This is a genomic window from Cognatundibacterium oligocarboniphilum, assembly GCF_013377855.1.
Lineage (GTDB): Bacteria > Pseudomonadota > Gammaproteobacteria > Burkholderiales > Burkholderiaceae_D > Undibacterium > Undibacterium oligocarboniphilum.
The window spans coordinates 352,387-364,216 of sequence record NZ_JABXYJ010000001.1; the positions used below are offsets into that span (position 1 = coordinate 352,387).

At 55.1% G+C, this 11,830-nt stretch carries 10 protein-coding genes; 1 reads left to right on the top strand and 9 read right to left on the bottom strand.

The genetic code is table 11. The features are described 5' to 3' along the window. Positions 1-6 precede the first annotated feature (6 nt). Positions 7-1,227: an ergothioneine biosynthesis protein EgtB gene (gene egtB, locus HV832_RS01690; RefSeq protein WP_176801803.1), complete on the top strand. Its 1,221-nt coding sequence runs from the start codon at positions 7-9 to the stop codon at positions 1,225-1,227. 13 nt (positions 1,228-1,240) lie between these two features. On the opposite strand, the gene HV832_RS01695 is transcribed toward egtB, so the two are convergent. From HV832_RS01695 to HV832_RS01740, 9 genes are all read right to left on the bottom strand, one after another. After that, positions 1,241-1,750: a DUF1269 domain-containing protein gene (locus HV832_RS01695; protein ID WP_223827293.1), complete on the bottom strand. Its 510-nt coding sequence runs from the start codon at positions 1,748-1,750 to the stop codon at positions 1,241-1,243. A 740-nt stretch (positions 1,751-2,490) separates the two neighbouring features. Next, a complete protein-coding gene (locus HV832_RS01705) occupies positions 2,491-3,405 on the bottom strand; it encodes a hydroxymethylglutaryl-CoA lyase (RefSeq protein WP_176801805.1) in 915 nt (304 codons plus the stop codon). A 42-nt stretch (positions 3,406-3,447) separates the two neighbouring features. After that, on the bottom strand, positions 3,448-4,191 hold the full coding sequence (locus HV832_RS01710) for a pyridoxine 5'-phosphate synthase (protein ID WP_176801806.1): 744 nt from the start codon (positions 4,189-4,191) through the stop codon (positions 3,448-3,450). A gap of 84 nt (positions 4,192-4,275) precedes the next feature. Then, positions 4,276-6,279: an acetyl/propionyl/methylcrotonyl-CoA carboxylase subunit alpha gene (locus tag HV832_RS01715; protein ID WP_176801807.1), complete on the bottom strand. Its 2,004-nt coding sequence runs from the start codon at positions 6,277-6,279 to the stop codon at positions 4,276-4,278. Between the two features lie 233 nt (positions 6,280-6,512). Then, a complete protein-coding gene (bioB, locus tag HV832_RS01720; RefSeq protein WP_176801808.1) occupies positions 6,513-7,541 on the bottom strand; it encodes a biotin synthase BioB in 1,029 nt (342 codons plus the stop codon). 10 nt (positions 7,542-7,551) lie between these two features. Further along, complete coding sequence (bioD, locus tag HV832_RS01725) at positions 7,552-8,259, bottom strand: dethiobiotin synthase (RefSeq protein WP_223827291.1); 708 nt, start codon at positions 8,257-8,259, stop codon at positions 7,552-7,554. Further along, positions 8,259-9,470, bottom strand: a complete 1,212-nt coding sequence (bioF, locus tag HV832_RS01730) for an 8-amino-7-oxononanoate synthase (protein ID WP_176802089.1) — start codon at positions 9,468-9,470, stop codon at positions 8,259-8,261. The genes bioD and bioF overlap by 1 nt, the downstream gene beginning before the upstream one ends. A 68-nt stretch (positions 9,471-9,538) precedes the next feature. Further along, positions 9,539-10,870: an adenosylmethionine--8-amino-7-oxononanoate transaminase gene (gene bioA, locus HV832_RS01735; RefSeq protein WP_176801810.1), complete on the bottom strand. Its 1,332-nt coding sequence runs from the start codon at positions 10,868-10,870 to the stop codon at positions 9,539-9,541. A gap of 124 nt (positions 10,871-10,994) precedes the next feature. Further along, positions 10,995-11,777: an enoyl-CoA hydratase/isomerase family protein gene (locus HV832_RS01740; protein WP_176801811.1), complete on the bottom strand. Its 783-nt coding sequence runs from the start codon at positions 11,775-11,777 to the stop codon at positions 10,995-10,997. Positions 11,778-11,830 lie beyond the last annotated feature (53 nt).

Genomic DNA, 11,830 nt, shown 5'->3' on the forward strand with positions numbered 1-11,830 from the left:
CAAGGCATGACAAGCACAGACTTACTGCAACGCTGGGCGGCTGTCAGGCAGCACTCGCTGGACCTGATCGCCCCCTTGTCTGCCGAAGACTGCTGCGTGCAATCGATGCCTGATGCCAGCCCGGTGAAATGGCATCTGGCGCATACCACCTGGTTTTTTGAAACCTTTATTCTGGAACAATACGAGCAGCAGTTTCAGGCGTATCACCCGGCCTTCCGCATGCTGTTCAATTCGTACTACAACGACATCGGCGACAAACATCCGCGTCCGCAACGCGGCCTGCTGACACGACCGGCATTCGACACCATGCTCGACTACCGGGCTCAGGTCGATGCCCGCATCCGGCGCTGCATCAGCGCCATGTCAGCCACCTCAGAAGCCACCGCAGCACGCCTGCGGCAACTGCTGGAACTCGGCATCCAGCATGAGCAGCAGCACCACGAACTGATGCTGACCGACATCCAGCACCTGCTGTCCTGCAACCCGCTGTCCCCGGCGCTGTATGTAACAACAGCAACGGCACCCGCATCCACACCCGACCCTGCGCCGCTGAAGTGGATCAGCTACGAAGCCGCATTGTCCGAAACCGGCTATCACGGCGACGGATTTTGTTTTGACAACGAAACCCCGCGCCACCGCCAGTTCACCGAAGCCTTTGCGCTGGCCGACCGCCTGATCAGCAACCGCGAATACCTTGAATTCATTACAGACGGCGGCTACCGGGATCACCGGCTCTGGCTGGCCGAAGGCTGGGACTGGATCCGCACGCAGCAGATCCGCCACCCGCTGTACTGGCTGCCCGAACCAGACGGCAGCTGGTCCACCTTCACGCTGCATGGCAGACAGCCGCTGGCGCCGGAGCAACCCGTCGCCCACCTGTCCCTGTTTGAAGCCGCCGCCTTTGCCTGCTGGTGCGACGCCCGCCTGCCGACTGAAGCCGAATGGGAATACGCCGCCACCTCGGAACAGGCCGCGCTGCTGCACGACCTCTATGGCGCCCGCTGGCAATGGACCAGCAGCGCCTACGCCCCCTACCCCGGCTTTGCCCCCGCCGCCGGCGCGGTCGGCGAATACAACGGCAAATTCATGATCAACCAGTACGTACTGCGCGGCTCCTCCGCCTTCACCCCGGCAGGACACAGCCGCGCCACCTACCGCAACTTCTTCCCCGCTAGCACCCGCTGGCAGCTGACCGGCCTGCGGCTGGCGCGTTCGCCCCACACCTGAAACTGTGTGCCGCTCAATTCAGCGCATACGACACACTCAGCCCCGCAAAACGCAGATCCGGATGTTTTTCGCACAGCATCTGTTTTACCGACAGGACTTTATGCAATGGTACATCCACGATCAGCAAAACTTTACCGGCATCGATTTCAGGAAAATAGGCTTCCAGCCGCGAGCTCGGTATCGACTTGGCCGCCCGCCCGGACAACCAGGAGCCCAGCAATGCACCGCCAAGTCCCGATCCCAGTAATGCCATCATTTTCAACTCTGGATTTTCCGGAGGAAAAATCAGCAACAAACTACCGGCCAGCACACCGGAAACAGCACCGATCAATGCTCCCAGTTCCAGTCCATGCAGAAGATCGGTGCGCTGAAACAGATTCGCTCCTGGCATATCCGGCAGCAAAAGATTGTCTTTCGCGATGAAATGAATATGGCGTTCCTCTATTCTCGCCAGCAATAGCTCATCCAGCGTCGCGCGAGCCTGTGGAATATCGGGAAGCATGAAATAGAGACGTTGCCGCATGATAACCCCCTGTTCTGTCAGCAAAAAATTCCACCGGAGGTTTTGTCATTGCAGACGACTTACCAAAGAAATGCCAGATCAATGTTTGACAGACCAGCTGGCTGCAAACACAAAGCCTCTGAGTTCGTTATAGCAAAAACAGGAGAAAGTGCAAACATGGATGCAACTGCGCTTCAGGATCGGGACAAGTAGAAAATCTGGAACTCAGGTGTTATTAAAAAGGGAGAGAAATTGTCATTTCAAAACCATACATTACATTCTCAATCAAACATTTTTCATCAAGGAGTTATAGTGCATACATCGAAAAACACGCTATTCAGCGACGACAATCACAAACAGGCCCATTTCGCCGTCATCTACAGATGGAGATTGCATAAAGGTAAAGAACATGAATTCGTTACAGCCTGGACACGAATATCCGAACTTTTTTACCTTCACCACGGTTCGTTAGGCTCAAGATTGCATCGAGGGTCTGATGGTATCTGGTACAGCTATGCCCAATGGCCTGATGCCGAAGCACGAACACTCGCATTTAATGCCCCGTCTGTAGACCCGGAAGCTAGTGTATTAATCAAAACTTGTATAGCAGAGTCTTTTCCAGAAATCGTCCTGGATCCAGTGTCAGATTTATTGACTTGTCATTTACATGCCAGACCAGATTAAAAATCACCTATGCCACCATGTTCCATAACCTATCCCGAGAACAAGACACATAAAGCACAGATTAAGTTTTAGCTTAGTCACCTCGCCCGTTTCGCCGCAATCGCATTACCTGCGCGGCTGACGGCTTTGCGGCCGAGGTGGGTGGAGATGAATTGTCCAGCGTCGACCACGGCATCAAGGTCAATGCCGGTGTGGATGCCTAATCCCTGCATCAGGAACAACACGTCTTCGGTGGCGACGTTGCCGGTCGCGCCTTTGGCGTACGGGCAGCCGCCGAGGCCGGCGACGCTGGAATGGAAGATGCTGATGCCGACTTCCAGACTGGCGTAGATATTCGCCAGCGCCTGGCCGTAGGTGTCATGAAAATGGCCGGATAAACTCTGCAGCGGGAATTCCTGCACGACGAGTTGCATCACGTGTTGCACTTGTCTTGCAGTGCCGACGCCGATGGTGTCGGCGATGTCGATTTCATCGCAGCCCAGATCGCGCAGACGGCGCACGACATCGGCCACGCTGGCAGGTGCGACTTCGCCCTGATACGGGCAACCGAAAGCGCAACTGATGGAGCCTCGCAGGCGGATGTTATTTTGTTTGGCTGCCAGCGCGACATCGCGGAAACGTTCTATCGATTCTTCTATCGAGCAATTGATATTTTTTTGTGCAAAGGCTTCGGAGGCAGAACTGAAAATCACGACTTCGTCAGCACCGGCAGCGAGTGCGGCTTCAAAGCCTTTCATATTGGGCGTCAGCACCGAATAAATCACGCCGGGTTTGCGGCTGATGCCTGCCATGACTTCGGCCGAAGTCGCCATCTGCGGCACCCATTTGGGCGACACAAAAGAGGCGGCTTCGATGTTCGCAAAACCAGCCGCAGTGAGGCGATTGACGAGGTCGATTTTGATGTCGGCGGGGATGTTTTCTTTTTCGTTTTGCAAGCCGTCACGCGGGCCGACTTCGACGATCTTGACTTGTTGCGGTAGTGATGTAGTCATCTGTTTTCCTTTTGCCTGCATAGTCTGTGGATGGCGGCTGGCTTATGCCTGTACTGCGCGACGGATGATGTCGAGATACTGGCGCGTGATATTGTCCATACCTTGTTCCAGGCTTTCAACGATCACGGCGTGGCCGATGGAGACTTCGAGTATGTCTTTGATCTGCAAAAATTTGCCGAGGTTTTGCAGATTCAGATCATGCCCTGCATTCACCCCCAGACCGGCGCGTTGCGCGCGCAAAGCGGTGTCGGCAAAGGTCTGCAGCACGGCATCATTTTGCGGTGTGCCATAGGTTTCTGCATACGGCTCGGTATATAACTCAACGCGGTCGGCACCCATTTGTTTTGCCAGCGCCAGATCGGCATCGCCGATACCGGCATCAACAAACAGGCTGCTGCGTATGCCAGCGGCTTTCAAGCCCGCCAACACTGGCTGCAATAAGGCGGTGTCTTTGCGCATGTCCCAGCCATGATCGGAGGTCAGCTGATCCGGCGCATCCGGCACCAATGTGCATTGCGCGGGGCGGTAGCGATACACGACGTCCATAAATTCCGGTGCCGGGTAACCTTCAACATTTAATTCTGCACCGCGCTGCTGGCATAACTGCCCCAGACTTTCGACATCCGAATAACGTGCGTGGCGTTGATCCTGACGCGGATGCAGCGTGATACCTGCTGCGCCGAGATCGAGAAAACGCGCGGCAAACGCATCGACATCAGGATAATTGCGGCCGCGCGAATTTCTGAGCAAGGCAATTTTGTTAATATTGATCGAGAGCAGGGTCATCACTTCACCTGTAAAAAATTTACATACTCAATGCTCCGGCCGGTCTATTCCGCGAGATACGAAAAAAGCTCCGGCTGGATTGACTTACTGCGCGAACGCAAGTAACTGCGCGCCTTCGGTGACCTGATCGCCGATCGCATACAGCACATCATCAATCACGCCATCGTGCGGCGCAGAAATGGTGTGTTCCATTTTCATGGCTTCCATGATCAGCAGCGCGTCACCTTTTTTGACTTCCTGCGCTTTGGTGACCAACACCGCGACAATCTTGCCCGGCATCGGTGCGGTCAGACGACCGCCTTCGGCTTCGGTTTCACCGGCATGGGCGAGTGCATCGCTGTAATGCAGATCAGTATGCATACCCTGGCTGAAAACATGGAAGTGTTCACCATCGCGCACCACGGTACCGCTGACGGTGCGGTCTGCGATTTTCAGTACCAGATCGTTGCCGCCGCTACCACTGACAGACGCGAGTCTGATCCCAACCGCGCCAGCGTCGGTGCGTAATGTCCAGCCATCGGCCAAATACGTGACCTGCACCTTATGCTGGTGATGTTCTTCCGCGAACTGCAAGGCGCGCTGCATCAGGCTATTCATGCGCCAGCCGTGGCTGCTTTGCCACGGGTCGCTGCCAGCGGATTTTTCAGACAGCAACAGCGACACCGCCGCCAATGCAATCACATCCACTACTGCAGGTTGCTCAGTTGGAAATAACTGTGCTTCGTTACGTGCAATCAGACCGGTATCGAGATCGGCATTGGCAAAGGCATCGCTGGCAATCAGGCGCGACAGGAAAGCAATATTCGACGACAAACCAACGATCTGATATTGCGACAATGCCTGTGCCATGCGTGCCAGTGCTTCGGTGCGGTCTTTGCCCCAGACGATCATTTTGGCGATCATCGGGTCGTAAAAAGGAGAAATCGTATCGCCTTCGCGCACGCCGCTGTCAATGCGGAATGCGGCAGGCTCTGCGCTGCCGCCGAGTTCAAAATTCACCGCTGCCGGAGTGCGCGCATGGCGCAAAGTGCCGATCGACGGCAGGAAACCTTTTTCAGGATTTTCAGCATATACGCGGGCTTCAATCGCATGGCCGTGTATCTGTAATTGTTCCTGTTGCAGTGGCAAGGCTTCCCCTGCTGCGACGCGCAACTGCCATTCGACCAGATCGGTGCCGGTAATCATTTCTGTGACCGGATGCTCCACCTGCAAGCGCGTATTCATTTCCATGAAATAGAAAGTGCCATCTTGATTCGCAATGAACTCAACCGTACCGGCGCCGACATAGCCAACCGCTTTGGCTGCGGCGACGGCTGCTTCGCCCATCGCTGCGCGGCGCTCTGGCGTCATGCCGGGTGCCGGTGCTTCTTCCAATACTTTTTGATGGCGACGCTGTACCGAGCAATCGCGTTCAAACAGATACACACAATTGCCGTGAGTGTCGGCAAACACCTGAATCTCGATATGGCGCGGACGTTGCAGATATTTTTCTGCCAGTACTTTATCGTCGCCAAAAGAATTGATCGCTTCGCGTTTGCAGGACGCCAGCGCCTCTTTGAAATCCTTGCTGTGTCCGATCACGCGCATGCCTTTGCCACCGCCGCCGGCGCTGGCTTTCAGCAAAACCGGATAACCGATGCGGTCGGCTTCGTTCTGCAGAAAATCGGCATCCTGATTGTCGCCGTGATAGCCAGGCACCAGCGGCACATTGGCTTTTTCCATCAGCGATTTGGCGGCCGATTTGCTGCCCATCGCTTGAATTGCAGAGGCTGGCGGACCGATAAAAGCGATACCGTTTTTGGCACAGGCATCAGCAAACTCGCTGTTTTCAGACAAGAAACCATAACCCGGATGGATCGCCTGGGCACCCGTCGCCAGTGCGACTTGGATGATCTTGTCAGCGCGCAGATAGCTTTCTTTGGCAGGAGCCGGTCCGATCAGGACAGCTTCATCGCAGACAGCAACATGCTTCGCATTGGCGTCTGCTGCGGAATACACAGCGACGGTTTTGATACCCATGCGGCGTGCGGTAGCAGCGACACGGCAAGCGATTTCGCCACGATTGGCGATCAGGATTTTGGTGAACATGTCTCTTCGCTCTTAGTTATAGTGAATTGGAAATAGCGTTCTTTATTAGGAATTACGCAAAGTTGCTCCGGCAAGACATGGCGACGAAGACAATACGAATAGTACGACTAGGAACCATAACGCCGCTGGGACGGTTTTGCGTAAGTCCTATTTATTTGCAAGAATGAACGCGAGCCGCATGATTTTTGATCGTTTGGCATCGCGTAATGAACATCCGCATTCTTAAACCTGCATTAACTGCAACTGCCCGCTTTTGCTTCGACTTTGCCACGGGTTTTCAAACCTAATTTATCGAGTAGAACGCGGTCATCCGCGGCTTCCGGATTTTCTGTCGTCAGCAATTTATCACCGTAGAAAATCGAATTCGCACCTGCGAGGAAACACATCGCCTGTACCGCTTCGCCCATCTGACGGCGGCCTGCGGACAAACGGACACGCGCTTTCGGCATGGTGATGCGGGCCACCGCAATCGTGCGGACGAATTCCAGCGGGTCAAGCGGATCAAGCCCGTGCAAAGGCGTGCCTTCAACCTGCACCAGATGATTGACCGGCACCGATTCAGGATACGGATTCAGATTCGCCAATTGCGCGATCAGGCCAGCACGCTGACGGCGTGATTCGCCCATGCCGACGATGCCGCCGCAGCAGACTTTCAGACCAGCAGTGCGCACATGACCCAGCGTATCGAGGCGATCCTGATATTCGCGGGTGGAAATCACATTGCTGTAAAACTCCGGCGCGGTATCGAGATTATGGTTGTAGTAATCGAGACCGGCAGCAGCCAGACGCTGCGCCTGTTCTTCTTTCAGCATACCGAGCGTGGCGCAGGTTTCCAGCCCCATGGCTTTGACTTCGCGCACCATGGTTTCAACTTTTTCCATGTCGCGGTCTTTTGGCGAGCGCCATGCTGCGCCCATGCAGAAACGGGTCGCGCCGTTTTCACGGGCGGCTTTGGCCGCATCCAGCACTTCGCGCACATCCAGCATTTTTTTTGCCTCGACGCCGGTGTCGTAACGCGCGGCTTGCGGACAGTAGCCACAATCTTCTTCGCAGCCACCGGTCTTGATCGACAGCAGCGTCGCCAGCTCGACATCACCGTCCGGGAAATTGGCACGATGGGCGGTCTGTGCTTTGAACATCAGATCGTTGAATGGCAGATCAAACAGCGCCAGTACATCGTCGACCGGCCAGGTTTCGGCTTCGATTTTTTTGACGGACGCTTGAAACTGTACGGCGTGTTGCTGAGTGTCATTGGCTTGCATATATCTTCCTTTACTTCAAAATTGTCAGGTCAAGACAGGCGGCCGCAGCAGCGACCTGCTCTGTCGCGCTACCTGTCAGACGCGGTATCTGGCCCAGCAGTGGCGCGCCTAGCCGTTGTTCCAGCGCGGCGACGTTGTCTTGCAGGTACAGCATATCGGGGTTAACGGTATTGGCAATCCAGCCTGCAATGCGCAGGCCACGGCTGCGGATTGCTTCGGCGGTCAGCAGCGTATGGCTGATGCAGCCCAGACGCAAACCCACCACCAGAATCACGGGTAATGCCAGTTGTTGTGCCATGTCGGCAGTATCGCAATCGTCGTTGAGCGGCACGCAAAATCCGCCCACGCCTTCCACGATCACGGCATCGCTCAGCGTCGTCGCCTGCTGATAGTTAGCCACAATCTGCGGTAAGGAAATCGTGACGTGTTCATTACGGGCGACGATATGCGGGGCTGCGGGTGTCTGCATCAGATATGGGCACACCAGACTGCGCTCTGCCTGCACGCTGGAAGCGGTAATCAGACTGTCCACATCGTCGTTGTGCCAGATGCCGTCGCGCAGTTCAGCGCCCGAGGCAATCGGCTTCAGACCAAGGCTGCGCAAACTCTGCTGCGCCAGCGCGTGCAGCAAGGCGCTGCTGCACAAGGTCTTACCGATTTCGGTATCGGTGCCGGTAACAAAAAAATCATGCGGACGTGCCGATGCTGTCATCGTCATCAGGCCACCTCCGCAAAACATTGAGCGACATGGCTCATCTGGTCAAGCCGGTTAATTGCCTGCGTGAGTTGATGTACCTGGAGGTCGCTGTGCGCTGCCGACAATGTCACGCGCAGACGTGCTGTTCCGGGGGCAACCGTCGGCGGACGAATCGCACCGACCCAGTAACCCTGATCGAGCAGGTTACCGGCGATGTTTAACATCGCGGCATTCCCACCGATCACAACCGGCTGCACCGCAGTGACAGAGGGCATCAGCTCCCACATTTGCAGATTCAGACCGTGGCTGAACATCTTGATCAGCTTGTTCAGATGCGCACGACGTTCGCGTCCTTCATTACCGCTAATGATGTCGATGCTGGTCAGCAGCGCGTGTGCCAGCGCCGGTGCAGCGGCTGTAGTGTAAATGTAGGCGCGTGCTTTCTGGATCAGCCATTCGATCACGGTTTCATGCGCGGCGACAAACGCACCGCCAACGCCCGCTGCCTTACCCAGCGTCCCCATGTAGACCAGATTCGACGATTGCAAACCAAAGTGTTCGAGCACGCCTCGACCGTGTTCGCCGAGCACGCCAAAACCGTGGGCATCATCCACAATCAGCCAGGCATCGTATTGTTCGCACAGCGCCAGCAAGGGCGGCAGATCGGCGATATTGCCATCCATGCTGAATACGCTGTCAGTCACGACCACACGTTTTGGCGCAGTACATTCTTTCAGCATGGTTTCCAGCGCGGCATAATCCTTGTGTGGAAATACTTTCGTCGTGCCACGGGCAAGACGCACGCCATCAATAATCGAAGCATGATTGAGTGCCTCTGAAAACACGGCAGCATCTTTGCCCGCGAGTGCAGTGATCACGGCCTGATTCGCCATGTAGCCGGTGCAGAAATACAGCGCACGCGCATTGGCAATATCCGGCGCCATGAATTCCGCCAGACGTTGCTCCAATTGTGCATGGGCACGACTGTGACCACTGATCAGATGCGAAGCACCGCTGCCTGCGCCGTACAGACTGGCACCTTTTTGCAATGCCTGTACGACCTGCGGATGTGTCGCCAGTCCCAGATAATCATTGCTGCAAAACGCAATAAGGTCTTTACCATCAGCACACAGATTCGCGCCATGCGCGTTGTCCACAGTACGACGACGACGAATCAGGTGCTGCTGATCGAGTTCGCTTAATTCATCCTGCAGAGCCTGTAATAAAGGCATCCGCTGCATCGGCTTGTCTACAGTCGAGAAATGGTTGTTACTATTTTCTTTCATATCACGCATGCTACTCATGCCATCACCTGTTCAAATACTTTCATGGTCTTCTGTGCCAGCAGAGCGATTTCATCATCGTTCAAGATATACGGCGGCATCAGATAGACACTGCGCCCGATCGGGCGCATCAATAATTCCTGCTGCAAGGCGGCGCTGAAAAAACGGCGTGAAAATGTCGCGGCTTTTTCAGCGTCAGCGACGATCGCATCAAACGCAAAAATCATTCCCTGCTGGCGCACATGCCGTACCCGCGGATCATCGCGCAATGATGCAAAAACATCGGCAAACATCTGTGCTTTACGGCGGTTCTGCACTAGCACATCATCCTCTGTAAAAATCGCCAGCGTCGCCAGCGCTGCACGGCAGGCCAGCGGATTGCCAGTGTAAGAATGCGAATGCAAAAAGCCGCGCCGCACGTCTGCGTCGTAAAACGACTGATAGATCGCATCAGTCGTCATTACCAGACTTAAGGGCAGATAACCGCCGCTGATACCTTTCGACAGACATAAAAAATCAGGCCAGATCTGTGCCGATTCACAGGCAAAAAAAGTGCCGGTGCGGCCGCAGCCGACCGCAATTTCATCGGCGATCAGATGCACATGGTATTGATCGCACAACTCGCGCAGACGGCGCAGATACACAGGATCATGCATCGCCATGCCGGTCGCGCATTGCACCAGTGGTTCGATGATGACAGCGGCCACTTTACCTTCGCGTTGCTGCAATACACGTTCCAGATCAGCGGCAGCACGCAAGGCAACATCGGCAGCCGTTTCGCCTTCCTGCGCCAGACGTGCATCCGGTGAAGCAACCACATGCGCTTTTTGCAACATGGGGCCATAGGCTTCGCGAAACAGGCTGACATCCGTGACGGCCAGCGCACCGACGGTTTCACCGTGGTAGCTGCCTTGTATGCAGATGAATTCCTGCTTGTCAGTTTTTCCAAGATTACGCCACGAATGAAAACTCATCTTCAGCGCAATTTCGACAGCCGACGCGCCATCAGACGCATAAAAACAATGGCCGAGCTGATGACTGGTCAGCGCGGTTAATTTTTCTGATAATTCAATGACAGGCGTATGCGTAAAGCCCGCCAGCATCGCGTGTTCCAGCTGATCGAGCTGATCCTTCAATGCGGCATTGATACGTGGATTGGCGTGACCAAACAGATTCACCCACCATGAGCTGATGGCATCCAGATAACGTTTGCCATCCATATCGTACAGCCATGCACCGCACCCGTGACTGACCGGAATCAGAGGTACCGTCTCATGATGCTGCATCTGAGTACACGGATGCCAGACATGTTGCAGGCTGCGTGTAACCCAGTCATTTTTTGTATTCAAATTAACTCCAGACTACTGACGAAGGCGCCTATTTTATGCGACTTTTCACAGACTCCCGGTTGCAAGGCTACCGAACGCCACCAGCAAAAGCACATGCCATCAGCAAATCGGCACCGGACCGGTTTCAGTTTAACCACGCTGGCTTACGTTTTTCCAGGAAAGAACGCACACCCTCACGCCCTTCGCTGGAAGCGCGTATTTGTGCAATACCTTCCACGGTGGCGGTGATCAGTTCCGGCGTCAGCTGACGGCTGGCAACGTCCTGCACCAACTGTTTCGCCTGACGTACGGCATTCGGACTGTTCGATACCAGCGCCTTGACGATCCCTGCCACCGTGTCGTCCAGCGCCTCTGCCGTTGCTACTTCATGCACAAAACCGATGCGCTGTGCCTCTGCCGCGCTGAAACGCTCGGCTGTGATGAAGTAGCGCCGCGCCGCGCTCTCACCCATCGCCTTGATCACATAGGGCGAAATCGTCGCCGGAATCAGGCCCAGCTTCACTTCACTGAGGCAGTAATTCGCACTATCGACACTCACTGCGATATCGCACGCAGCCACCAGTCCCATGCCACCGGCATAGCAATCTCCCTGCACTTTAGCGACCACCGGCTTGCTGCAACGATAAATCGCGGCCAGCATCGCCGCCAGTTGCCCGGCATCAGCAAGATTTTCGGCATGCGTGTAATCCGCCATCTTTTTCATCCAGTTCAGATCGGCACCGGCACAAAACGCCGGACCGTTTGCCGCCAGCACAATGGCACGTACCGTCGCATCGGCATCCAATTTCTGAAACATCTGGGTGATTTCAGCAATCATGGTTTCATTGAACGCATTGCGCACATCGGGACGATTCAGAGTCACGGTGGTGCTCAGACCGCGACGTTCGACAGACAAAGTTTCAAACATGGTATTCCTTTTACTTCTGTTTCTATTTCTGTTGCCAGATTCAATCCGGAACT

Coding starts and splice junctions, on each gene's coding strand:
- egtB (WP_176801803.1), top strand. CDS start 7: ATGACAAGCACAGACTTACTGCAACGCTGGGCGGCTGTCAGGCAGCAC.
- HV832_RS01695 (WP_223827293.1), bottom strand. CDS start 1,750: ATGCGGCAACGTCTCTATTTCATGCTTCCCGATATTCCACAGGCTCGC.
- HV832_RS01705 (WP_176801805.1), bottom strand. CDS start 3,405: ATGACTACATCACTACCGCAACAAGTCAAGATCGTCGAAGTCGGCCCG.
- HV832_RS01710 (WP_176801806.1), bottom strand. CDS start 4,191: ATGACCCTGCTCTCGATCAATATTAACAAAATTGCCTTGCTCAGAAAT.
- HV832_RS01715 (WP_176801807.1), bottom strand. CDS start 6,279: ATGTTCACCAAAATCCTGATCGCCAATCGTGGCGAAATCGCTTGCCGT.
- bioB (WP_176801808.1), bottom strand. CDS start 7,541: ATGCAAGCCAATGACACTCAGCAACACGCCGTACAGTTTCAAGCGTCC.
- bioD (WP_223827291.1), bottom strand. CDS start 8,259: ATGACGATGACAGCATCGGCACGTCCGCATGATTTTTTTGTTACCGGC.
- bioF (WP_176802089.1), bottom strand. CDS start 9,470: ATGCCTTTATTACAGGCTCTGCAGGATGAATTAAGCGAACTCGATCAG.
- HV832_RS01740 (WP_176801811.1), bottom strand. CDS start 11,777: ATGTTTGAAACTTTGTCTGTCGAACGTCGCGGTCTGAGCACCACCGTG.